Here is a 21,999-nt window from a genome sequence, read left to right as displayed (position 1 = left end):
TCCGACCTCACCAGCACGTGCCCTCGCCCGCGCCGGTGGATGTGGTTCGCGCGCCCTTCTGGTCGATGCTGAGCGCGCCGCACTGGGTGTCCTTGGCCTGCGGGCTGCCCGTGCGAGGCGTCGCCGTCAACTTGAACGCGTTCGCAGTAGGAGTGACGCTGAACGAAAGATCGTAGAACTGCACCGCATCGCTCGAACATGTAGGCAGCGGCACATTGGCATACGACATGTTGGTCGTGTAATACCGCTCGATGAGCTGCACGCCCTGCTGCAGGCAGACCGACGCAGCCGAGCGACGCGCCTTGATGACGTGAGACTCGTAACTGGCGAACGCGATCGCCGCGAGAACACCCACGATCGCCACGACGATCATCAGTTCAATGAGGGTGAAACCGCGCTGCTGGCGGGCCGGGAAGGACAGGGATCGCATCAATTGTTCCTCAGAAGTTCGCGCCAGGACACGCGCTTCATGCTGAGCGCGCTGCTGTTGGTGCCGAGCGTGGTCGTACTCGCATTGTCCAATGCGATCTGCATCTGGTTGCCGATGAAGATCGGACTATTGGGGCTGCTGTCCAGGCCGATGCCGGAGACAGGGGTGCCATTGAGTGTATCGCCGGTGCTGGATCCGCCGCTGCCGTCCAGGTCGAAGAAGGATTGCGACAGCCGGCCGCCGGTGAACGGATTGATCGCCATCACAAAGCCCTTGCCGCTGGGGCTGCACACATCGCCCGAATCCGGAATACGCGTGGTGCCGATCAGCGCCGTGCCCTGGAAGAAGTTGGAGACCACCATGCGCTCGCCCTGCGGCGTGCCGGGAGGCGATAGCAGGTCCATGTACCAGCCATCCTGCCCGGCGCTGGGCTTGTCCTCGATCACCCGCACGGCAAAGCCGTTGACGGTGCCTTCCTGCAGGATGTTGACCTTGTTCAGAGTGGCGCGACTGGAAGGAATGGTGCTGCCGCGGTCGATCAGCCCGTACCAGCTCTGCACGTCCTTGTTGCCCAGATCGCCGCTGGACAGGTACTTGCCGGTCCCGAAGAACACCCAGGTCAGGCCCGTCGCCGGGTCCTTCGCCGCCGTGGGCGCGGCGGTGATCGGCTGCGCCTTGGCTCCATAGCTGGCGGAGAACAGCCTGCTCGCGGTACCGCTCGCGCCGGTCATGTTGAATCGCCAGACATTCCCGTTGAGATCGCCGGCATACAGGCGATCGACGATGAAATCGTTGTTGGACGACCAGGCCAGCACACCGGACAGGCCATTGTTGCCGCTAGACCCCGTCTGGATACGGCTGGACGCACCGGTGATGGCGTTCACCAGGATGAGATCGGCCGAATCGCCGCTGCTGTTGGGGCCGTTGCCGAGCATGACGTACCACTGGCCGTTGGCGAGTTGCCCGATGATCGGCTTGCCGAGATTGTTGCCCAGTCCGACCAGGTCGGTGGTCGTGGAGGTCTTGTCCCACAGCAACGTGATGTTGTTGGGGTCGGTGACATCCAGCGCGAACATGCCCTTGCCGCCCCGCCCCATGGTGCCGATCAGTACCGAGCGCCAGCTGCCCCCGGAGTAGACGTCCGACACGGTGAGTTCGCCGTCCACGTAATAGCGGTGCTCGTAATTCGGATCGGTGTAGTTGAGCAGTCCGGTCATCGCTGCTCTCGGCACGAAGGCGAACTTCTCCGCACCGGTGCCGGCATCGAACCCATGCAGCATGCCGTCATTGGCGCCGACATAGATCATCGGCGTACGCGTGGACTTGGCTGCGGCGAAGGAGGCATAAGTGCTGGCGCCGTTGAACGTCGCCGTCGTGTACAGCCGCGGGTTGGGTGCTCCCACATAGACCGGCTGCGAGTTGACGATGTCGCCCAGGATGCCGGTACGGGTACGCAGGACGCCACCGTTGGCCTTCTCCTGCGAGCGATCGCCGCGCAGGTAATTGATCTGGTTCTGCGTCGCGGACGACAACGGCGTTCCGGAGAGCCTGCCGTAGGCAAAATTGTCCAGATTCCCATTCGAGTTGACGAACTTGATCGTCCGGGTATCCCAGGCCGGGAACTGTGCGCTGGCGCTCCACGCCTGCGTCAGTGCGCCGGTGGTCTGATTGACGTCGTACGCCACCACATCGCCACGCCAGGTACCGCTATAGAACACCGACTGGTACGTCCGCGCCCCGGCCTCGAGCTTGGTGGTGTTGCTCGCCAGAGACGCTGCAGAGCCCTTCATCTCCTCCAGAATGCGCTCGAACGCCTGGCGCAGGCTGGCCACCATCTTTTCCGCGTCGGCGGCAAGGTAGTAATTGTCCGGCTTCTTGTAGCCGGTATTGCCGTTGACGTAGGAACTGCCGTCCCACCAAGTGGAGTCCGCCAGGGCGTTGATGTTGGTCTCCGGGTCGTAGCCTTCCGGCACCCGGAAACCGCCGTACTTCGTGGTCAACCAGTACTGATTGGTGTTCGGCGACTTGTAATCGCCATACTCCACCACGTCGACCCAATGCGTGGACAACGTCTGCTTACCAGGCAAGCCGTCGCTGGCATTGTCGGGGCGCAGATCCTTGGTATGCGCGTCGTAGGCGAGCGCCGCGATGTATGCGGAATTGCCGTTACCGTTGAACGAACTGGCGGTCGCCCGATTCGCCGCATCGGTCGCGTTGAAGCCTTCCTTGCGCCAGATCTGGCGCATGCGCGCAAGTACGTCGACCGAGGTATCGTTCGTCACTTCCTGCGGCTTGCTCGGCTCGCCACCGAGATTGCTGCCGTTGCCCGGCAGATTCTTGTCGTAATGCGTGTTGGTATCGCCGATCCCGAGGATCACGTTGACCTGGCACCGATAGGAGATCGGATCGTTCCAATTGGTGATGACCGGGAAACCGTCGGCCTGCTGGTACCTGGTTTGCGCACTTCCGCTCAGCGCCGAGTAGGCGGCGATATTGCCCTGGTGCTTGAAGTAGCGGATCGCGGCGTAGTACAGCTCGCTGACGTCGTCGTACGACTTGACGTTCTTGCCGGTCTTGAGCTGGCCGAACTTGTTGAGGTAATTGATGACGCCGCTGTTGACGATCTGATAATTCGGATCGGTTCCGATCATCGCCGACGTCGCGGCGGCATCGGCTGTATCCGGATTCTGATAGATGACGCCGGTCTGCGGATCCCATTCGCTCGCCGCATTGGCCAGGCGCCCCTCGTCGGGATTGTAGGTAAACGGGCCGACGAACTTCTGCTTGGCGCGCAGAATGCCGCTGTCGGCACCGGCACCCTGCTGGATGTCGACGTTCTTGTAGCCAAAAATGCTGTAGCGGATTCGCTTGGAGTACTGCTGGATCAGGCCTTCCGGCTTGTAGTACCCGCTGGGATAAGCGACGCAGTTATCTTCCAGGTAGGCGGTTCCGAGGCTGGCATCGCAGACCTTGACTCGCACCGAGACCTGGAAGGTCAACGTCGTATCGCGGACACAGCCCAGGTTCAAAATCGTGGTGCAAGGGGAACCGTCCGGCCTGAGAAAGCTGCCATTCAAGGAATGCTTGCTTGGATCGTAGGCAATCTGCTGATTCGAGGAAGGATCGACCAGATTGCCGTTGGCAAAGAACATCTGGTTGCCCAGCCCGTCGATGCGCATGTTGAAATTCTGCCACTGCGCACCGGTCCCTCCCGCGATCAACGTCGCGTTGTTGCTGATCGAACGACGCGGGAAATTGCTGGTCGCCACGCGGTCGGCAACCGCTTTTTCCAGCAACGTCTCGCTCGTCGTGTCGCGCGAACGATAGCCGCCGGTCAGCGCCGAGCGGAACGGATCGATGGTCTGGGTTGCGGCCCAGTTGAGGAAGTTGCCCGCCCACACGCCCGCGCCGGTGCAGGCATAGCTGCCCGGATTGTTGCCCAGCATGCTGACCGGATAGAAATAACGATCGCTCTCCGTGTCACTGTAGTGGTATCTGTAGCACTTCTCGGAATCGAAATAGCCGACGAACCTGCTCGTCGCCGAATAGGTATCGGACAGGTTTGCCTTGCTGATCACCGTGGGGAATTCCACCGACGGCACGAAGGTCAGGTTGCCCGGCACGTCGCTGCCCACATACAGCGGCGACTGCGAAACGTCCACGTCGGCGCCGGCTCCGCCAACGGTACCGATGAACACACCGGCCACCACGGCAAGGAGCCAATCCCGGTACGTCGTCTTCTTCGCTCGACTGGTCATAGAGGGATCCTTACTTGACGGTGACGTTGGTCTGCAGCACGACGATGGCCCGACCGTTGGACGCGGCCGGGTTGCCGCTGCGCGCGATGACGCGGTAGTAGTGCTCCAGCGAGGTGCCGCCGGTGCCGCCGTACTGGTTCTGATTGATGCTCGACCCCAGACCCAGCTGATCCTCGCTGGTGCGCTGGCCCAGATACTGGATGTAGTACTGGGCCGGCACGGCCTGGCCCGTCGGCGTCACCGTGCCGTCCACCCAGCACTCCTGGGTGCCCAGCGCGCAGCCACTGGAAGCATTGCCGGTATACGTGTTGGTGGGGACGGCCGGGCACACGGTCGTTCCCGACGAACAATTGAAACCGATGGTGTTGCCGGACTTGGCGGCGTTCTGGATGGCCTTCTCCGCATCGCGCAGGGCACCTTCGGCGGCCTGGAACCCCAGGCTCCGGTCGTACATGTTGGAGGACATGCGCTCCTGCAGCAGCGTGCCGCGCAAGACGGCAAGCCCCAGTAGGGTCATCACCAGCAACAGCAGCAGGACGACGATGAGCGAAATGCCGGCCTGCCGGCGGGGCGATGGCGACGTGTTCACGGGTTCCGGTTCCTGATGCTCACGATCGTGCTGAAAGTCCGCGTCACCGGCTGCGCGTTTGCACCGGCGGCCGTGTTGGCGCTGACGGTCATGTTGATCTGCACCGCGATCACGTTGGCCCAGTTGCCCACGGCGCTGGCATCGGCATAGGCGGTGCCGCCGGTGGACAGATACTTGAACTGCAGGCCAGTGACGCCGTCGGCGATTTCGTTCTTCTGACTCGTGCCGCCCGGCAAGACCACTTCCTGATACAGGGACGTACCCCCTGTTCCTCCGCTGCTGGCCGCGACATACCACCGCACCGCGCGCACTTCGGTCAGGATGGAGTTGATCTCGTAGGTGTAATTGTTCGAGCCGGCAACGCACACGCCCGGCAGGCGTCCGAGCCGCGTGCAGGTATTGAGGCCGCCGCTCGCGTAACTGGCGGTGGTGCCGGATACGCTGTTCACCTGCAGCACCGCCAGTTGCTGGCGGTCGCACAGCAGCATGACCGCGTTGCTGTGCAGGTCCGGTGCCGCCGCATTGAGCGTCAGCGTCTGGTTGGCGGGGTTGTGCGCGGTCACGGTGGCGCCGCCGGTACCCGCGGAGAGGATCTGGATCGCGTCGGTGCCTGTCGTGACGGTGAGGCCGGACGGGTTGCTGTTCTCGTAACCGGTCAGCGGCAGCGCCCAGTTCATCCACCAGCTCGCCGTGGGATTGTTCAGCACGTTCGCGACAGGCAATCCGGAATCGCAGGGATTGCCGCCGGCCTCGCGGATGTCCTGCGCCATCATCTCGAATCCGGTCCGGGCCGACTCCTGGATCCGGCTCAAGCCCTCGGTGGCCGCATAGGTCTGGCGGTTGGAGAGAAAGATGCCGATCGCAGCACCCACCACCAGCAGGCCGAGCAGCATCGAGATCATCAGTTCGATCAGGTTGAAGCCGGATTGGCGCCGTGATGGCGTAAGCGCGATACGTAGTTTCACAGTTGGGCCGTCGTGATCAGGGTCTGGGTCGCGCTGCCGCTCGTGTTGCCGTTACCACTGGAGTTCACTCCGCGGCTGTCGTCCCATTGCACGGTGATCGTGCAATTGCCGTCGTTGCAGGCGATGGAGCCACATGTCGTGGCTGGGTCGCCACCGATCGCCGTCTTCAACCCACTGAGCCAGACAGCCTTGTCGCTCGCCACCAGATCGCCTGCCGCCGGCGCCGTGCACAGCATGCTGCCGGTGTTGTAGGCCCCCAGCATCGCCGCGCTGCGGTTGGCCCGCATCGCATCGAGGATCGTGTAGGTCTGCATGACGATCTGGCTGCGCTGCAGCGCGCTCTGGTTGTTGCGCAGCGCCGTGGTCTGCATCGCCGCCACGCCCAGCATCCCCACTCCCAGGATCAACACCGAGATCATCACCTCGATGAGGGTGACGCCGGCCATGTGTCTGCCGCTCTGGAACCGCTTCATGGTGTCTCCGCTTGCCGGAACCGAGTTAACCGGTGGTGGTGCATCTGCCGCCGTCGGATGTCGAGGTGACCTGGGCGCGGCTGCCGCCCATCAGTTTGACGGTCCGGACGTTGTTGGAGGGGTTGGTGACCGCCATGCAGACCACGATGCCCCCCAAAAGCGGCGTGCCGCTGCTGTTGCGCGCGATGCCGTCCGCGCCGAAGGTCAGCTTGTCGCCCAGCGCGTCCAGGGTGGCGCTGGTGACGACCAGACCGGTGCGCAGGGTCGTGCTGCGCAGCACGGTGCCGTCGCGGGCGACGGTCAGGTAGCGGGTCCAGTTGCCGCCACTGGCGCAGGTGGCGCCGTCGTCGCTGCGGCACAGGCTGACGCCGCCGTTCAGGCGTACCGCCTCCGAGCGCGTCAACTGCACTGCGGCAATCAGTTCGTTGGCAGCGCCGGTCAGCCGGTTGCTGCGGATCAGGCCGGTGAAGCTGGGCACCGCCAGCGCCATGATGATGGCCAGCACCGCCACGGTGACCATCAACTCCACCAGCGTGAAGCCACGCTGCGTCCGCTCGGCAAGACCACGCTCGCAAGGCACCGCCATCTCCTTCCCCAGATTCTCCCGCCGGCCACGCTAGCGGCCGGAGCGCCGCCGCGCCAGCCGTTGCCGACGGATGGCGGATATGGGGGAGTGGACGGGCCGTGCGCGGCACCGCGCCAGCCGGCATGATGCACCTCGGCCCTGCCCCACCGCCTTCCGTCCCCGATGCCCGCCTCCGCCTACTCCAACGACCAGTTGCAGGTCCTCAAGCAACCCTCGACCCTGATCTGGATCGTGATGGCCGGCGAATGCATCGCCGCCATCCTGGCCCTGACCCCGGTCCCGGGCGTGGGCATGGCCGGGAGCCGCTGGGTCTACTTCGGGCTGGCGTCGCTGGGCATCCAGTGGGTCGCGCTGCTGACCCTGGCCAGCCTGCTGCTGTTGCGCCGGGCGCTGGCCGGATGCGGCTTCCTGTCCATCACCGTGGCCACCTTGGGCCTGATGCAGGCGCTGACCTGGCTGATCAGCGGGGTGATCCTGTATGCCTTCGGCGACTACTGGCAGCTCTCCAGCGGCGCATGGCTGGCACTGTCGCTGCAGTTGTCCGGGATCGCCCTGCTGATCGGCCTGCTCGGCATGGCCGCGCTGCACAACCATGTGCGCATCAAGCAACTGGTCGAGCGCGCCAAGCAGGCCGAGATCGACGCGCTGACCGCGCGCGTGCAGCCGCACTTCCTGTTCAACACGCTCAACACCGCGGTGATGCTGGTGCACCGGCAGCCGCAGCAGGTCGAGCAGTTGCTGATGGACCTGTCGGATCTGTTCCGCGCCGCACTGGCCGCGCCCGACCTGGTCGACCTGCAGGACGAGATCGACCTGGCCAGGCGTTACCTGGACATCGAGGCGATCCGCTTCGGCCCGCGCCTGCGCGTGCACTGGGACGTGCCCGAGACACCGGTCCCGGTCCGGATACCGCGGCTGTCGCTGCAACCGCTGCTGGAGAACGCCGTGCACCACGGCATCGAATGCAGCGCCGAGGGCGGCGAGATCGGCGTCGCCGTCGACGCACGCCACGGCGCCATGGAGATCCGCGTGCGCAACGCGGTGCCGGTGGGCGGCCTGGCGCCGCACATCGGCCGCGGCCACCGTGTGGGCCTGTCGGCCCTGCGCACGCGCCTGGACAGCCTGGAAGGCGCCTCGCTGCACACCGGCAGCGACGGCGCCTGGTTCGTCGCGACGATCCGGATCGAGCTCAGGCCATGACCCGGTAGCAGGGCCGGTACTCGCCGGAGATCTTCATGCGGCGCTGCTCGACGAAGGCGCGCAGCAGTTCGTCCAGGGCCTGCATCATGTCCGCATCGCCATGGATCTCGAACGGGCCTTGCTGCTCGATGCGGCGCATGCCGTCTTCCTTGACGTTGCCGGCGACGATGCCGGAGAAGGCACGGCGCAGGTCCGCGGCCAGCGCATGCGGCGGCCGCCCATGGTGCAGATCCAGCGCGGCCATCGCCTCGTGGGTCGGCTCGAACGGACGCTGGTACTCCAGCGGAATATCCACCGACCAGTTGAAGTAGAACGCGTCCTTCTGCTCCTTGCGGTGCGTGCGCACCTGCTGGATGCCGGCGGCCATCTTGCGCGCCACCGCCACCGGATCGCCGACCACGATCTCGTAGCGCGAGGTCGCCGCTTCGCCCAGGGTCAGGCGCAGGAAGCGGTCGATCTGCTCGAAGTACGGCGCGGCGATGGTCGGGCCGGTGAGGATCAGCGGGAACGGCAGGTCGCGGTTCTCCTCGCGCAGCAGGATGCCGAGCAGGTACAGGATCTCTTCGGCGGTGCCGACGCCGCCGGGGAACACGATGATGCCGTGGCCGATGCGGACGAAGGCCTCCAGGCGCTTCTCGATGTCCGGCATGATCACCAGGTGGTTGACGATCGGGTTCGGCGACTCGGCCGCGATGATGCCCGGCTCGGTCACGCCGATGTAGCGGTTGTCGTGCTTGCGCTGCTTGGCATGGGCGATGGTGGCGCCCTTCATCGGCCCCTTCATCGCGCCCGGGCCGCAGCCGGTGCAGATGTCCAGGCCACGCAGGCCCAGCTCGTAGCCGACCTGCTTGGTGTACAGGTACTCGTCGCGCGAGATCGAATGGCCGCCCCAGCACACCACCAGCTTGGGATCGGTCGGCTGCAGGATGCGCGCGTTGCGCAACTGCCCGAACACCGCGTTGGTGATGCCTTCGCTGGACTGCAGATCGGTGGTCGACTCGGGACCGAGTTCGATGGCCATGTAGGCCAGGTCGCGAACCACGGCGAACAGCAGCTCGGCCACGCCGTTGATGATCTCGCCGTCGACGAAGGCCATCGCCGGCGCGTTGAGCAGGTCGATGCGCACGCCGCGATCGCGCTGCACCACCTGGATGTCGAAGTCCGGATACAGATCGCGCGCAGCGCGCGGGTCGTCGGACGCGCTGCCGCTGGTCAGCACCGCCAGCGCGCAACGCCGCAGCAGTTCGTGCAGACCGCCGCTGGAGGCATCGCGCAGCCGCGCCACTTCCACGCGCGAGAGGATGTCCAGGCCGCCGCGCGGGTAGATCCGCGCATCCACTACCGGCAGCGCCCGCGCCGCCGTATTGCTGGTCGTCATATCGAATGTCTTGTCGGTGTCGTCAGCCGGCGACTTTAACGTCAGCCCCCGCAAAAAGAAAACGGCCGGGTCGCCCCGGCCGTTTCCAACGCTTCAGCTAGCTTGCGCCGCGATCAGAACTGATAGCGGAAGCCCAACTGCAGCGACCACTGCGACACGCCGGTGTTGAAACCGTCGGCGTCGGCATTGGCGGCCGTCGGCTGGTCGGTGTACAGGGTGTTGTACACGTACTTGCCCTGGTAGATGCCCTGCAGGTTGGCGACGCGGGCGTCGGCGTAGAAGCCGTAGTCGTAGATCCGGCCCCACTTCTTGTTCAGCAGGTTGCCGACGTTCTGGATGTCCAGCCAGACCTCGGACTTGTGGCCCTTGAAGAAGCCCGGCAGCTGCTGGGTGATGCGCACGTCGAAGGTGTTGATCCAGCCGGAACGGAAGCCGTTGGCCGGGGCGTAGCTGCCGGCGTACTTGGCCAGCTGCGGGTTCTTGGCCAGCCAGTCGAAGAACTGCTGCTGCAGCGCCGGGTTGGCGGTGAACGCGCCGGTGCTGCTCAGCGTGCCGAACAGCACGTCGCCCGGGCCCTTCGGCACGTAGAACAGGTCGTTGGTCGAACGGCCGTCGCCGTTGGCGTCGCCGTTGAACACGTAGCTGTACGGACGGCCGCTGCGGCCTTCGTAGACCAGGCCCACGCGGGTCTCGTAGTCGCCGAAGAACATGTGCTTCCAGTCCAGCGAGCCGGAGATGCGGTCCTTGATCTCGTAGCGCGAGGTGTTCTCGGTGTCCGAGTTGGCGTTGAAGGCGTACTGGTAGCCCCAACCCGAGCTGGCGGTGGAGCTGGTCAGCGAACCGACTTCGGTGGCGTGCGTGTAGGTGTAGCCCAGGCTCCAGGACCAATCGCCGCCTTCGCTGAACGGCTTGGACAGCGACACGGTGAACTGCTGGGTCTTGCCCTTATCGGTGTTGTCGATGAGGTAGACGTCGCTATACGCCTGGTTGCGGTTGTAGCGGTTGTTGCCGGTGGCCCACGGACGACCGGTCTGCGACGGGCTCCAGTACAGCGCGCGGCCGTCCGGACCGTAGTAGGCCGGGCTCGGATCCTGGCCCGGGCCGTTGACGCGACCGATGTTCAGGCTCTTGTAGTACAGGCCGTCCTTGACCTTGGTCACCAGCAACTCGGCCGAGGCCACGATGCCGTACCACGGCAGTTCGTGATCCAGCGCCAGGTTGGCCTTGTACAGCGACGGCAGCTTGAAGTCGTTGCCGACGAAGCTCACGCCCTGGGTCGCCGAGCCCGGGGCGTTGGGCACCGGCTGGGTGTCCTTGTTGGGGCTGAACGGCAGCGCCGGGTTGTAGGCGGTGTAGCTGTAGGCGTTGTAGTTGAAGCCGGTGTTGGAATAGCTGTTGCCGATCCACACCTGCGGCGCATCGCCCTGGAACAGGCCCACGCCACCGCGCAGCTGGGTCGGACGGTCGGTGTCGAAGGTGTAGTTGAAGCCGAAGCGCGGCTGGATCAGGAAATCGCCGTTGAAGATCTTGCTGTTGTCGTAGCCGAAGTAGGCCTGCGCCGCAGCGTTGTAGGTCGGATCCGGGCTCACGCTCGCACGATCGCCGCGCAGGCCCAGGGTCAGGGTCAGGTTGTTGTTGACGTACCAGGTGTCCTGCACGAACAGGCCGAGGTTGCTGTTCTTGTAGTCGGCCGCGATCGAACCCGGGCTACGCTCCTGGTTGAGCTGGTACGAGCTCCAGCGGCCGCTGGCGAAGTTGTCCAGGCCGAAGAAGGTGTACACGCCCCAGGTGTTGCGGCCGTACAGGTTGTAGATGTCGTTGGTGCTGTAGTCGACGCCGAACTTCAGGTTGTGGTTGTCCAGGGTCAGGGTGCCCGCACCGTAGTAGTTCCAGGTCTTGGTGGTGAGGATGTTGCCCTGCGAGTTGGTCTCGGTGCCCAGGTACAGCACGTCGCCGGTCGGGTTGGCGACCGTGCCGTCGAAGTACACGGCGATGCTCGGCGCGTTGGTCGGCACCACGCGGATCGCGGAGTAGTCGCGGTAGGACACCTTGAACTCGGTGGAGAAGTTCTCGGACCAGTCGCTGAACAGCTGGCCGACGTAGCTCTCGACCGACTTCTCATGCTGGTACCAGTACGAGCTCAGCGAAGCCTGGCTGGAGCTGCCGGCGCCGTTGATGCGCAGCTTGCTCTGGTCGAGCTTGCTGTAGCGGAAGCTGGCGCGGTGGTTGTCGCTGATGTTCCAGTCGAGCTTGAGCGCGTATTCCTTCAGGTCGGTGTTGCCGTCGCTGTCCAGGGTGCCGGCGTCGAAGCCGTAGTTCTTGGCGATCTGCTGGGCGCGGGTCACGTCGGCCATGCCGTACTTGGCGTTGGCCTTGCCCAGCGCGGTGCTGCCCAGGTCCAGGCCCGGCGCGTCCTGCTGGAACTTCTCGTAGTTGGCGAAGAAGAACAGCTTGTCCTTGACGATCGGGCCGCCGAAGGTCGCGCCGTAGGTCTTCTCCTTGGTGAAGCCGTTGAACTTGCTGCCGTCCGGGTTGTCGCCGAACCAGTCGCCATCGCGATAGCTGCCGTACACCGAGCCGTGGAACTCGTTGGTACCGGACTTGGTCACCGCGTTGACGGTGGCGCCGGCGGCGCTGGCGATGCTGACGTCGTAGTTGGACAGGTTGACGTCGATGGCTTCGATGGCCTCCATCGACACCGGCTGGCGCCGGGTGGTCATGTTGTTGCCTTCCAGGCCGAAGGTGTCGCTGGCCGAGACGCCGTCGATGTTGATCGAGTTGTAGCGCGGGTTCAGGCCGCCGGCGCTGATCGTGCCCGAGGCGCGATCGACGAAGGCCACGCGCGGATCCAGACGCATGTAGTCCTGGATGTTGCCGTTCATCGACGGCAGCGCTTCGATCTGCTCGCGGCCGACGTTGGTGCCCGAGCCCATCTTGGTGGCGCTGAACACTTCCGAGCCGGTGGCGATGGCGACGGCGTTGACCGTTTCCAGCGTGGTCGGCGCAGCCATGTCGCCGGTCAGGTCGGCGTTGATGGTGGCGTTCTGGTTGACGCTCAGGTACACACCGTCTTCGGTCTTGGTGCCGTCGCCCGACTTGGTGATGGTGATGCTGTACGGACCGCCGACGCGCAGGCCGCGCGCGTTGTAGCGACCGGCGGCATCGGTGGTGGCGCGGCTGACCGTGCCCGACTCGACGTGGGTGATGGTCACCTCGGCGCCAGCGACCGGCTGGCCGCCATGGGTCACCACACCGCCGACACCGGCGGAGGTGCTCTGGGCGAACACCGGCGCAGCGGCCAGCGCCGCGACGAGGCCCAGGGTGAGCTTGGACATCCGCAGACGGGGTTGAATCATTGCAATAGCCTCGATGGAGTTTGACGAAATGCGCGTGGCAAGCCGTGCGGGTACGGACGCACGACCGCGAAATGGGGGGGCTGGTCACCCTTGCCGATTCCCCGCAAGGGTTAACGTGAGTTTAACACCATAGAGCGCATTTGTTGCCAAACCGTGACAACCAGGCATCACCGGACATCACAAGACCCGAATCCCAGTTTTGGCGGGCATCGGCAGCCATCCGCGGCGACGTCGTGACGTGAGCCGGGAACGGCGCGAGACCGGGTCGACAGGCGGCCGCCCCGCCCAGGCAACGGGCGGCCGGGCCTCCCCTGCAAACTCCACGTCCCTGCACTCGATACCGCCCTCCCCGGCGGCACGGATCCGCGCAGCAGGTCTCGGCTCAGCCGGCGACCGGCAGCTTCAGGTAGGCGCTGAGGCCGTCCAGGAACATCTGCACCGAGATCGCCACCAGCAGCATGCCCATCAGCCGCTCGACCGCGGTCAGCACGCGCATGCCGAGCAGCTTGTACAGCAGGGTGCCGGAGAACAGCAGCGCCGAGGTCGCCAGCCAGGCCAGGATCAGCGCCAGGCTCCATTCGCCCAGCCGGGTCGGCTCGTTGCTGCCCATCAGCATCACCGCGGCCATGCCGGAGGGGCCGGCCACCAGCGGGATGGCCAGCGGCACGATGAAGGGCTCGCCGTCGGGGATCTCGCCCATCAGCCCTTCCGGGCGCGGAAAGATCATGCGGATGCCGATCAGGAACAGCACGATGCCACCGGCGATCGCCACCGACTCCTGGCGCAGGTGCATCACTTCCAGGGCGTACTTGCCGCCCCAAAGGAAGCCCATCAGCACGCCCAGCGCGATCAGCAGTTCGCGCGCCAGCACGATGCGCTGGCGCCGCGCCGGCAGCGGCTTGAGCACGCTGAGGAATACCGGGATGTTGCCCAGCGGGTCGAGGATCAGGAACAGCAGCAGCGCTGCCGAAAGGATGGTCATGCCAGGGGATTCCAGATCGCGCCGCGGTGCGCGGCGCCGGCGGGCGACAACAGTTCGACGCAGGCGCCGGCGTAACGCGCCGGGTCGACCGCGTCGAGGTCTTCTTGATGGGTATAGGCGCGGGCGCGCAAGGCGGTGCGCATCGGCCCCGGCTGCAGGCCGGCCACGCGCACGCGCGAGGCGGCCAGTTCGCCGTGCAGGCTCGCCAGCAGGCCGCGGCGGCCATGCTGGGCCGCGCCGTAGCCGCCCCAGTAGGCCTGGCCGACCCGCGCCGGATCGTCCACGGCGAACACGATCGCAGCATCCTCGGCCTGCCGCAGCAACGGCAGGCAGGCCTGGGTCAGCCAGGCCGCGGCGGTCAGGTTGACGTGGAGGGCGCGCGCGAACTGGGCCGGATCGGCATGCTCGAACGGGGTCAGCCCGGCGAAGTCCGCGGCGCAGTGCAGCAGCCCGTCCAGGCGGCCGAGCTCGCCCTGCAGGCGCTCGGCCAGGGTCGCGTAGTCCGCCGGGGTGGCGCCGAGCAGGTCCAACGGATACAGCAGCGGCGCGGCACCGATCGCGGCGATCGCGTCGTAGACCCGGTTCAGGCGCGCCGGCTTGTGCCCGAGCAGGACCACCGTGGCCCCGGCCTGCGCGCAGGCCAGCGCCGCGGCGCTGCCGAGCCCGCCGGCGGCGCCGCTGACCAGAATCACCCGCTGCGCCAGCGCGCCGGCCTGCGGCGACGCAGGCGCGCTCACGACTGGTAGGCCTCGGTCACGATGCGCTGCAGCTCCCCGGACTCGAACAGCTCCATGGTGATGTCGCAGCCGCCGATCAGTTCGCCATGGATGAACAGCTGCGGGAACGTCGGCCAGTTCGAGTAGCGCGGCAGGTTGGCCCGGATCTCCGGCTCGTCGAGCACGTTGACGGTGTGCAGGCGGTCGGCGCCGGCAGCCAGCAGCGCCTGCAACGCGCGGCTGGAAAAGCCGCACATCGGGTACTGCGGCGTGCCCTTCATGAACAACACGATGGGATGGCGTTCGACGTCGGCCTGGATGCGCTCCATCACCTGCATGCGGGTTCTCTCCTGCTGGGGCGAAAGAACGACCTTGGCGGTCGGCTAGACTCTCGCGTAGCCGCATAGTGTAAGCCCTGCGCGCGGCAGTACCGCGACACGCACCCGAAACCGCCCGAGGATCCATGCCCATCGAACTCGCTCCCCTGCCCTACGGCGCCGCTTCGCTGGCCCCGCACCTGTCCGCCGCGGCGGTGGAACAACACCACGGCCAGCATCAGCGCGCCCTGGTGGAACGGCTCAATGCGCGGCTGGCCGGCAGCGACCTGGCGGAACTGGCGCTGCCGGACCTGCTGCGGCGCGCCCAGGGCCGGCTGTTCCAGGACGCGGCCGAGGTCTGGAACCACGAGTTCTACTGGCGCTGCCTGCGCCCGCGCGGCGGCGGCGAACCCGGCGGCGCGCTCGGCGAGCGCCTGGCCAAGAGCTTCGGCGACGTCGCCCGGTTCAAGGCCGAGTTCGAACGCATGGCGCTGGCGGTGTTCGGCTCGGGCTGGGTCTGGCTGGTGCAACGTCCGGATGGCAGCCTGGCCGTGGTCAGCACCGCCAACGCCGGCACGCCGCTGACCGGCGACGACACGCCGCTGCTGGCCTGCGACGTCTGGGAACACGCCTACTACACCGACTATCCCGGCGACCGCGCGCGCTATCTGCAGGCGTTCTGGAAGCTGGTGAACTGGGAGTTCGCGGCGTCCAATCTGCGTTGAGCCGGGATTCGGGATTCGGGATTCGGGATTGGGGATTGGCAGGAGCGGCGACAGTGGCCACCGGTTCCTGGCCCAGCGTGAGCTGGGCCTCCTGCTGCTGGTTCAGCGCTGGCCGCGCAGGGCGGCGATCACCGGGGCGACCTGGGCGTCGCGCTGCAGTTGCGCGCCCACCGCCTGGAGGGCCTGGGCCAGCGCCTCGGGCGTGTCCTCGCGCAGGGTGGCGTGGCCGACCTTGCGGCCCTCGCGCGGCTCCTTGCCGTAGTCGTGCCAATGCCCGCCGGGCTGCGCCAGCACCGGCGCGGCGTCGGGCATCGCACCGATCCAGTTGAGCATGCAGGCATGGCCGCGCATCCGGGTGGACCCGAGCGGCAGTCCCAGCACCGCACGCAGGTGATTCTCGAACTGCGAGGTCTCCGCGCCTTCGATGGTCCAGTGGCCGGAGTTGTGCACGCGCGGGGCCATCTCGTTGGCCAGCAGTTCGCCGTCGCGGCAGAACAGTTCCAGCGCGAACACGCCCACGTACTGCAGGCGCTCGGCCAGGGCGCGCGCGTGCGCCACCGCCGCCTGCTCCAGCGCGGCATCGGCCTGCGCCGGCGCCAGGCTGGCCGAGAGCACGCCATGCACGTGCCAGTTCTCGGTCAGCGGCCAGGTGCGAAATTCGCCGTCGCGGCCACGCACCGCCACCACGCTGACCTCGCGCTGGAACGGCACGAACGCCTCGGCGATCAGGCCCACGCTGGCCGCCTGCGCGCCCAGCGCCTCCCAGGCCGCATCGGCATCGGCGGCGGAGGCGATGCGGAACTGGCCCTTGCCGTCGTAGCCGAGCCGGCGGGTCTTGAGGATGCATGGCGTGCCGACCTGCGCCAGCGCCGCGTCCAGATCGGCGCGGGTGTCGATCGCAGCGAACGCCGGCACCGGGATGCCGAGCTCGCGGAACAGGGTCTTCTCGGCCAGGCGGTCCTGCGCCACGGCCAGCGCATCCGGACTCGGGAACACCGGCACCTGCCCGGCCAGGGCGGCGGCGCTGTCCGCCGGCACGTTCTCGAAATCGAAGGTCGCCACGTCGACCGCGTCGGCGAACGCGGCCAGCGCCGCCTGGTCGGCATAGTCGCCGACCCGCAGCGGCGCGACCTGCCCGGCGCAGGCATCGGCCGCCGGATCCAGCAGCGCGAAGCGCAGGCCCAGCGGCACACCGGCCACCGCCATCATGCGCGCCAACTGCCCCGCGCCCAGAATGCCGACGGTGGTCATTGGCGCGGATCGTCCTTGGCCATCACGTCGTCGGTCTGGCGCTGGCGGAAGTCGCCCAGCGCGGTGCCGATCTCGGCGTGGTCGTGCGCCAGCATGGCCGCGGCGAACAGCGCGGCGTTGGCCGCGCCGGCGTTGCCGATCGCGAAGGTGGCCACGGGGATGCCGGCCGGCATCTGCACGATCGACAGCAACGAGTCCATGCCGTTGAGGGCCTTGGACTGCACCGGCACGCCCAGCACCGGCACCGCGGTCTTGGCCGCCAGCATGCCCGGCAGGTGCGCAGCGCCGCCGGCACCGGCCACGATCGCACGCAGGCCGCGCCCGGCCGCTTGCTCGGCATAGGAGAACAACACGTCGGGGGTGCGGTGCGCCGACACCACCTTCACTTCATAGGGCACGCCCAGCGCATCGAGTTTCTGCGCTGCATGCTGCATGGTCTCCCAGTCGGAGCGGGAACCCATCACGATGCCGACGAGCGGCGCGGTTTGCTTGGAGGTCATGGCCGTCCCCTGCCTTAAAGACGTATTCTAGCCGTCTTCCACGCAAGACGAAGACCGGATGGACCGCAAACTGCTCGACCTGCTGTGCTCGCCCGACACCCGCCAACCGCTGGCGCTGCTGGAGGCGCGCGGCCTGGAGGCGCTGAACCGCGCCATCGCCGCCGGCGGCGTGCAGCGCGCCGATGGCAGCGCTCAGGCGCAACCGCTGCGCGAAGCCCTGATCACCCGCGACCGCAAGCAGGTGTTCCGCGTCGACGACGGCATTCCGGTGCTGCTGGCCGAAGAAGCCATCGGCACCGCCCAGCTCGCCGACTTCCCGGCCAAATGAGCCGCGACACGGCGCCGCCGCAGGCGCCCGCCGCGGAGCTGATCGCCGCCGACGTCGCGCGCGCGCTGGCCGAGGACCTCGGCAGCGGCGACGTCACCGCCGCGCTGTTGCCCGACCGCGCCGACAGCGCCTACCTGCTGTGCAAGCAGGACGCGGTGATCGCCGGCCGCCCTTGGTTCGACGCCTGCCACCAGGCGCTGGATCCGCAGGTCAGGATCGACTGGCAGGTGGCCGAAGGCCAGCACGTGGCCGCCGGCACCGTGCTGGCCCTGCTGCACGGGCGCAGCCGCGCCCTGGTCAGCGCCGAGCGCACCTCGCTGAACTTCCTGCAGACCCTGTCGGCCACCGCTACCGCCACCGCCACCTACGTGGCCGCGGTCGCCGGCACCGGCGCGCGCATCCTGGATACGCGCAAGACCCTGCCCGGCCTGCGCCTGGCGCAGAAGTACGCGGTGCGCTGCGGCGGCGGCAGCAACCACCGCATCGGCCTGTACGACACGGTGATGCTGAAGGAAAACCACATCCACGCTGCCGGCTCGCTGCCTGCGGCAGTGGCCGCCGCGCGTGCGCAGTGGTCGGCGCTGCCGCTGGTGGTCGAGGTGGAAACCCTGGAGCAACTGCGCGAGGCACTGCAGGCCGGCTGCGACCGCATCCTGATCGACGACTTCACCGCGGAACAGCGCCGCGCCGCCGTGGCGATCGCCGCGGGAGCCCCGTTCCACCGCGCGATCCCGCTGGAAGTCTCCGGCGGCGTCGACCTGGAGGCGGTGCGCGCGATCGCGGAGGACGGCGTCGACTGCATCTCCATCGGCGCGCTGACCAAGCACGTGCAGGCCGTGGATCTGTCGCTGAAACTCGGCCCGCCGCCGCAATAGCGACGACGCCGCGCCGCAGCGGCGCCGCGTGGCCCATCCCATGCCGGTGGCGGAGGTGGACCCACCTGGCGCCCCCACGGCGCCGACGTCGATGCTTCCAGCCTGGCTGGATGAGGCCCGTCGCTGGGCAGTGCAGGCCAAGACACGGGGGGCCGCTGCGTAGCGCCCTTACGCCGGCCACCACCGCCACCAGTGGGACACCACCACCTGCCCTCGGCCCGCACGCCGCGCCCTACACTTCACGGCCTCGCCAACGCCGCTCTGCGACGCTGCGCGCTCCTCCTGCCCGCCGAGTTCGCCGATGTTCCGCCCCTGGTTCGCGCTGCTGTGTGTCGCCGCCCTGTTTCCTGCCGGCCGCGCCGCGGCCGCGGAAGTCTGCGATCTGCCGCCGCGTTTCGGCCTGACCCCGGCGGCGGTGGCGATCGTGCGCACCGCCTGCAACGAACACCGGCTGTGGTGGCGTCCGTTCATCGATCGCGACGGCCGCCTCGCCGGCCTGCGCGTCACCGAGGCCGAACGCGCCGACCTCGCCGACGACGGCATCGAAGCCTGGCAGCGCGTGGCCGCGTACTGGCGCGACAGCGGCACGTTGGGCGCGATGGGACGGTTCGACGGCGCCGAAAGCTGCCAGCAGCTGGACGGGTCGCGCTACCGGGAGAACGACTGCCGCGCCTTCCTCGTCGACAACCCCTGGTCGGCGGCCTTCGTCTCCTACGTGATGGTGCGCGCCGGCGTGGCCGGCTTCCACACCTCGATCCGCCACATCGACTACATCCGCGCCGCCTACCAGGCCGGCGCCGACGGCCTGCCCTATCGCTTCGCCGACCCGCAGCAGGAAAAGCCCGCCCCCGGCGACCTGCTGTGCTTCCTGCGCGGCCGCCGGCAGCCGGTCGGCGCCGCCGGCCTGCGCGAGGCGCTGGCACGCGGCCGCCCGCTGCCCTGGGAATCGCATTGCGACATCGTGGTCGCGGCCAACGTCGGCGGCGACCAGACCCTGTACCTGATCGGCGGCAACGTGTTCAACGCGGTGACCATGCGCAAGCTCAAGCTGGACCGCAGCGGGCGCCTGCAACTGGACGCGCCGCTGGCGCAGGACCAGAACGACGAAGGCGCCGCGCTCGAATGCACGCCTGGCCACGAAGAACTGTGCGACTTCAACCGCCAGGACTGGTCGGCCCTGCTGAAGCTGCAACCGCAGGCGCAGCTGCTGCCGCCGACCCTGCCCACCGCTCCTGCTGCAGTGCCGATCACGCCGGCGACCGCGACTCCAGCAAGCGCGGCACCCGGCACGCCTGCAGCACCGCCCACCGCCCCGAACGTGCCGTCCCCGCCACTGGCGCCCGCCGCAGTGCCTGCTCCACCACAACCCGCCGCGCCCAGCAAAGACGCGCCCAAGACCGAGCCACAATCCTAGAACTGCGACGCAGCGTCCAACCACGACGTCGCCGCCTCCAAAACAGGATTCGCGCGGATGCGCACCTGCGCGATCGACGCGCCGTGCAACCTTTGCTCGGCAGGATGGTGGTTGCCAAAACCCTTCGGCTCGGTGCCCCGAAACCCCTGCAGGTGCGCTGACGCGGCATCGCCCCGGCAGTGCATCGCCCCGGCAGCCACCGACCCACCTGCCAATCCCCAATCCCGAATCCCGAATCCCAGCCCCACACCAGATTGCCCCCCTACCGGCGCATCGCTACAGTGGCGCCATGCCCAGCCTGATCCTGTTGATGATCGCCGGCGCGGCGGTGTTCGCGTTCTGGAACGCCTCGCGTGCCGCCGCCGAACGCGCCGAAATCCTCGGCCGCAATGCCTGCAAGGCCGCCGACGTGCAATGGCTGGACCAGAGCGTGCATGGCACCGGCTTGCGCCTGCGGCGCCTGCCCAGTGGCTGGCTCGGCTTCGAGCGCAGCTTCCGCTTCGACTATTCCTACGACGGCACCGACCGCCACAGCGGGCGCCTGGTGCTGCTCGGCGATCAGCTGATCGCGTTCACCGGGCCGTCGGTGGCCAGCGTGAGCAGCCTGCAGGACGTCCGCGCGCAGCGCGACTGAGAGCCATGCGCCACGGCTGCGCAGCGATGACGTGCGGCCTCTCATGCAGCGGCAAAGGCGGCGCGCAAACCGTTTCGCCATGCCACCTGGAAATGGACCGCGACTGCTGGGATCTATCCGCCTGTCGTAGCAGCGGCTTCAGCCGCGACGGGCGTGAACGGTCACGGCTGTCGCTGCTGAAGCCGCTCCTATGCCAGAACGCCGTGCGCGATGCGCGCATAGCGGAAACACTAAGACGCGGGTACCGCGCGCGGCCACCGAGGCCGCGCATTGCCTGCTTACTTGACCACGCGCAGGCGCGGACGCTTACCGGCGTCGTCGGAACCGCCCGGCCGCGGCGGTGGCGGGGTGTCGTCGCCCGGCGGCTCGCTGGCGCCGTGGATGTCGTCCGGCAGCGCCATGCCTTGCCCGGTCTCGCGTGCATAGACCGCCAGCACCGCGGCCATCGGCACCTGTACCGGGTAGCTGACGCCGCCGAAGCGGGCGGTGAAGCTGACCCCGTCGTTGTCGATCTGCAGACGCACCACCGCGCGCTCGGCGATGTTCAGCACCACCCGCCCGTCCTTGACCGCGCTCGGCGGCACCTGCACGCCGGGCAGGCCCGCATCCACCAGGATGTGCGGGGTCATGCCGTTGTCGTTGATCCATTCCACCAGCGCCCGCAGCAGGTACGGGCGATGGCTGGTCATGCGGGAAGTGTCGTCGCTCATGCGCCCATTCTACGTGCCGGCGCGCAACGCCGGTACAGTTCCAAAGACAGCGGGGACCGCGCGGCGGACAGCATCATGCCGGCAGGTCGCGCAGTTTCTTTTCCTGGTCGGTCAGGCTGCGGATGAACCCCGGATTGCGGAAGATGCGGTTGCCGTAATCCTCGATCGCCTTGCCGTCCTTCGGCAGCGGGATGTCCAGCGCCTGCAGGCGCCAGATGATCGGCGCCATCGCGCAATCGGCCAGGCTCATCTCCGGATTGAGGAAGAACTTGCTGGCCTTGAACAGCGGTACCGAGGCGGTCAGCAGTTCTTTCAGGCGCTTGCGCCCGGCTTCGGCTTGGGCCTTGTTGCCGAGCTGGATCGCCTGCACCTGCGGCACCCAGTCGTGCTCGATGCGCAGCATCGCCAGGCGCAGCCGCGCGCGCGAGAGCGGATCGACCGGCATCAGCGGCGGATGCGGGTAGCGCTCGTCCAGGTACTCGCTGACCACCGAGGCGGCGTACAGCACCAGCTCGCGCTCCACCAGCGTAGGCACCGAGTGGTAGGGATTCAGGTCGATCAGGTCTTCCGGCGGATTCTGCGGATCCACCGCCACGAAATCGTAGGTCACGCCCTTGGCCGCGAGCACCAGGCGGACGCGGTGGCACAGGACATCATCCGTGGAGGAAAACAACGTCAAGGTATTTCGCATGCGCAAACTCGCCGCCATTCAAGGCTCTCCGACGGCCGGAATCCGCCGGCCGCATCGACGCCGCCCGCACATTGCGGACGGTCGTCACGGCCCCTGAGTGTGCAACCCTCGCTCACAAAAG

The 21,999-nt window shown here is 67.5% G+C and carries 21 protein-coding genes; 6 read left to right on the top strand and 15 right to left on the bottom strand.

The annotated features are described in order from the left end of the window. Positions 1–7 precede the first annotated feature (7 nt). The 6 genes from FHR56_RS03200 to FHR56_RS03175 are packed head-to-tail and all read right to left on the bottom strand — an operon-like array spanning position 8 to position 6,735. Complete coding sequence (locus tag FHR56_RS03200; protein ID WP_019796051.1) at positions 8–430, bottom strand: type IV pilin protein; 423 nt, start codon at positions 428–430, stop codon at positions 8–10. After that, on the bottom strand, positions 430–4,188 hold the full coding sequence (locus FHR56_RS03195) for a pilus assembly protein (RefSeq protein WP_160945918.1): 3,759 nt from the start codon (positions 4,186–4,188) through the stop codon (positions 430–432). Before FHR56_RS03195 ends, FHR56_RS03200 begins: the two co-directional genes overlap by 1 nt. Positions 4,189–4,198: 10 nt before the next feature. Beyond that, positions 4,199–4,777 carry a PilX N-terminal domain-containing pilus assembly protein gene (locus FHR56_RS03190; RefSeq protein WP_160945917.1) on the bottom strand — a complete coding sequence of 193 codons (579 nt, stop codon included), beginning with the start codon at positions 4,775–4,777 and terminating at the stop codon, positions 4,199–4,201. Then, entirely contained in the window at positions 4,774–5,742 is a 969-nt protein-coding gene (locus FHR56_RS03185) for a PilW family protein (RefSeq protein WP_160945916.1), read from the bottom strand. The genes FHR56_RS03190 and FHR56_RS03185 overlap by 4 nt, the downstream gene beginning before the upstream one ends. After that, positions 5,739–6,215: a type IV pilus modification protein PilV gene (pilV, locus tag FHR56_RS03180; RefSeq protein WP_160945915.1), complete on the bottom strand. Its 477-nt coding sequence runs from the start codon at positions 6,213–6,215 to the stop codon at positions 5,739–5,741. Before pilV ends, FHR56_RS03185 begins: the two co-directional genes overlap by 4 nt. Before the next feature lie 25 nt (positions 6,216–6,240). Beyond that, positions 6,241–6,735: a GspH/FimT family pseudopilin gene (locus FHR56_RS03175; RefSeq protein ID WP_237473062.1), complete on the bottom strand. Its 495-nt coding sequence runs from the start codon at positions 6,733–6,735 to the stop codon at positions 6,241–6,243. Between the two features lie 228 nt (positions 6,736–6,963). Between FHR56_RS03175 and FHR56_RS03170 the strand changes: the two genes are divergently transcribed. Further along, positions 6,964–8,001, top strand: coding sequence for a histidine kinase (locus FHR56_RS03170; RefSeq protein WP_160945913.1), 1,038 nt, complete (start codon positions 6,964–6,966; stop codon positions 7,999–8,001). Here FHR56_RS03170 and ppnN read toward each other — a convergent pair. From ppnN to grxD, 5 genes are all read right to left on the bottom strand, one after another. After that, the gene (gene ppnN / locus FHR56_RS03165) at positions 7,991–9,379 is read right to left on the bottom strand and encodes a nucleotide 5'-monophosphate nucleosidase PpnN (RefSeq protein WP_160945912.1); all 1,389 of its coding nucleotides are present in this window, start codon (positions 9,377–9,379) and stop codon (positions 7,991–7,993) included. The two genes, FHR56_RS03170 and ppnN, sit on opposite strands and share 11 nt — an antisense overlap. 113 nt (positions 9,380–9,492) lie before the next feature. After that, the gene (locus tag FHR56_RS03160) at positions 9,493–12,714 is read right to left on the bottom strand and encodes a TonB-dependent receptor (protein ID WP_160946059.1); all 3,222 of its coding nucleotides are present in this window, start codon (positions 12,712–12,714) and stop codon (positions 9,493–9,495) included. A gap of 403 nt (positions 12,715–13,117) precedes the next feature. Then, complete coding sequence (locus FHR56_RS03155; protein ID WP_048489899.1) at positions 13,118–13,717, bottom strand: MarC family protein; 600 nt, start codon at positions 13,715–13,717, stop codon at positions 13,118–13,120. Continuing rightward, positions 13,714–14,454 carry an SDR family NAD(P)-dependent oxidoreductase gene (locus tag FHR56_RS03150; RefSeq protein WP_160945911.1) on the bottom strand — a complete coding sequence of 247 codons (741 nt, stop codon included), beginning with the start codon at positions 14,452–14,454 and terminating at the stop codon, positions 13,714–13,716. Before FHR56_RS03150 ends, FHR56_RS03155 begins: the two co-directional genes overlap by 4 nt. Next, on the bottom strand, positions 14,451–14,771 hold the full coding sequence (gene grxD / locus FHR56_RS03145; protein WP_010342114.1) for a Grx4 family monothiol glutaredoxin: 321 nt from the start codon (positions 14,769–14,771) through the stop codon (positions 14,451–14,453). Before grxD ends, FHR56_RS03150 begins: the two co-directional genes overlap by 4 nt. 125 nt (positions 14,772–14,896) lie before the next feature. Here grxD and FHR56_RS03140 point away from each other — a divergent pair, with 125 nt between their 5' ends. Continuing rightward, positions 14,897–15,475 (top strand): Fe-Mn family superoxide dismutase, encoded by a 579-nt coding sequence (locus FHR56_RS03140; protein WP_160945910.1) that lies wholly within the window; start codon positions 14,897–14,899, stop codon positions 15,473–15,475. A 102-nt stretch (positions 15,476–15,577) separates the two neighbouring features. Here the strand turns inward: FHR56_RS03140 and FHR56_RS03135 are convergent, their stop codons facing one another. Together FHR56_RS03135 and purE are read right to left on the bottom strand one after the other, a co-directional pair. Beyond that, on the bottom strand, positions 15,578–16,726 hold the full coding sequence (locus tag FHR56_RS03135; protein WP_160945909.1) for a 5-(carboxyamino)imidazole ribonucleotide synthase: 1,149 nt from the start codon (positions 16,724–16,726) through the stop codon (positions 15,578–15,580). Next, positions 16,723–17,226, bottom strand: a complete 504-nt coding sequence (gene purE, locus FHR56_RS03130; RefSeq protein ID WP_010342117.1) for a 5-(carboxyamino)imidazole ribonucleotide mutase — start codon at positions 17,224–17,226, stop codon at positions 16,723–16,725. Before purE ends, FHR56_RS03135 begins: the two co-directional genes overlap by 4 nt. A gap of 58 nt (positions 17,227–17,284) precedes the next feature. Here purE and FHR56_RS03125 point away from each other — a divergent pair, with 58 nt between their 5' ends. From FHR56_RS03125 to FHR56_RS03110, 4 genes are all read left to right on the top strand, one after another. Continuing rightward, on the top strand, positions 17,285–17,554 hold the full coding sequence (locus FHR56_RS03125; protein ID WP_010342118.1) for a Trm112 family protein: 270 nt from the start codon (positions 17,285–17,287) through the stop codon (positions 17,552–17,554). Beyond that, a complete protein-coding gene (nadC, locus tag FHR56_RS03120) occupies positions 17,551–18,429 on the top strand; it encodes a carboxylating nicotinate-nucleotide diphosphorylase (RefSeq protein WP_160945908.1) in 879 nt (292 codons plus the stop codon). The genes FHR56_RS03125 and nadC overlap by 4 nt, the downstream gene beginning before the upstream one ends. Positions 18,430–18,730: 301 nt before the next feature. Further along, entirely contained in the window at positions 18,731–19,843 is a 1,113-nt protein-coding gene (locus FHR56_RS03115) for a DUF2272 domain-containing protein (RefSeq protein WP_160945907.1), read from the top strand. A gap of 289 nt (positions 19,844–20,132) precedes the next feature. Next, a complete protein-coding gene (locus FHR56_RS03110; protein ID WP_019797482.1) occupies positions 20,133–20,477 on the top strand; it encodes a DUF3301 domain-containing protein in 345 nt (114 codons plus the stop codon). A 278-nt stretch (positions 20,478–20,755) separates the two neighbouring features. Here FHR56_RS03110 and FHR56_RS03105 read toward each other — a convergent pair whose 3' ends face one another. Both FHR56_RS03105 and FHR56_RS03100 read right to left on the bottom strand, forming a co-directional pair. Then, complete coding sequence (locus tag FHR56_RS03105) at positions 20,756–21,187, bottom strand: ClpXP protease specificity-enhancing factor (RefSeq protein ID WP_160945906.1); 432 nt, start codon at positions 21,185–21,187, stop codon at positions 20,756–20,758. A 73-nt stretch (positions 21,188–21,260) separates the two neighbouring features. Then, positions 21,261–21,896, bottom strand: coding sequence for a glutathione S-transferase N-terminal domain-containing protein (locus FHR56_RS03100; RefSeq protein ID WP_010342124.1), 636 nt, complete (start codon positions 21,894–21,896; stop codon positions 21,261–21,263). Between the last annotated feature and the right edge of the window lie 103 nt (positions 21,897–21,999).

The sequence above is a fragment of the Xanthomonas sp. F10 genome (genome assembly GCF_014206815.1).
Taxonomy (GTDB): domain Bacteria; phylum Pseudomonadota; class Gammaproteobacteria; order Xanthomonadales; family Xanthomonadaceae; genus Xanthomonas_A; species Xanthomonas_A indica.
This window is presented reverse-complemented; position numbering and strand designations above follow the sequence as displayed.

Excerpts from the sequence above, each read along its gene's own strand:
- FHR56_RS03200 (WP_019796051.1), bottom strand. The coding sequence starts at position 430 with ATGCGATCCCTGTCCTTCCCGGCCCGCCAGCAGCGCGGTTTCACCCTC.
- FHR56_RS03195 (WP_160945918.1), bottom strand. The coding sequence starts at position 4,188 with ATGACCAGTCGAGCGAAGAAGACGACGTACCGGGATTGGCTCCTTGCC.
- pilV (WP_160945915.1), bottom strand. The coding sequence starts at position 6,215 with ATGAAGCGGTTCCAGAGCGGCAGACACATGGCCGGCGTCACCCTCATC.
- FHR56_RS03175 (WP_237473062.1), bottom strand. The coding sequence starts at position 6,735 with ATGGTCACCGTGGCGGTGCTGGCCATCATCATGGCGCTGGCGGTGCCC.
- FHR56_RS03170 (WP_160945913.1), top strand. The coding sequence starts at position 6,964 with ATGCCCGCCTCCGCCTACTCCAACGACCAGTTGCAGGTCCTCAAGCAA.
- ppnN (WP_160945912.1), bottom strand. The coding sequence starts at position 9,379 with ATGACGACCAGCAATACGGCGGCGCGGGCGCTGCCGGTAGTGGATGCG.
- FHR56_RS03160 (WP_160946059.1), bottom strand. The coding sequence starts at position 12,714 with ATGTCCAAGCTCACCCTGGGCCTCGTCGCGGCGCTGGCCGCTGCGCCG.
- FHR56_RS03155 (WP_048489899.1), bottom strand. The coding sequence starts at position 13,717 with ATGACCATCCTTTCGGCAGCGCTGCTGCTGTTCCTGATCCTCGACCCG.
- grxD (WP_010342114.1), bottom strand. The coding sequence starts at position 14,771 with ATGCAGGTGATGGAGCGCATCCAGGCCGACGTCGAACGCCATCCCATC.
- FHR56_RS03140 (WP_160945910.1), top strand. The coding sequence starts at position 14,897 with ATGCCCATCGAACTCGCTCCCCTGCCCTACGGCGCCGCTTCGCTGGCC.
- FHR56_RS03135 (WP_160945909.1), bottom strand. The coding sequence starts at position 16,726 with ATGACCACCGTCGGCATTCTGGGCGCGGGGCAGTTGGCGCGCATGATG.
- purE (WP_010342117.1), bottom strand. The coding sequence starts at position 17,226 with ATGACCTCCAAGCAAACCGCGCCGCTCGTCGGCATCGTGATGGGTTCC.
- FHR56_RS03125 (WP_010342118.1), top strand. The coding sequence starts at position 17,285 with ATGGACCGCAAACTGCTCGACCTGCTGTGCTCGCCCGACACCCGCCAA.
- nadC (WP_160945908.1), top strand. The coding sequence starts at position 17,551 with ATGAGCCGCGACACGGCGCCGCCGCAGGCGCCCGCCGCGGAGCTGATC.
- FHR56_RS03115 (WP_160945907.1), top strand. The coding sequence starts at position 18,731 with ATGTTCCGCCCCTGGTTCGCGCTGCTGTGTGTCGCCGCCCTGTTTCCT.
- FHR56_RS03110 (WP_019797482.1), top strand. The coding sequence starts at position 20,133 with ATGCCCAGCCTGATCCTGTTGATGATCGCCGGCGCGGCGGTGTTCGCG.
- FHR56_RS03105 (WP_160945906.1), bottom strand. The coding sequence starts at position 21,187 with ATGAGCGACGACACTTCCCGCATGACCAGCCATCGCCCGTACCTGCTG.
- FHR56_RS03100 (WP_010342124.1), bottom strand. The coding sequence starts at position 21,896 with ATGGCGGCGAGTTTGCGCATGCGAAATACCTTGACGTTGTTTTCCTCC.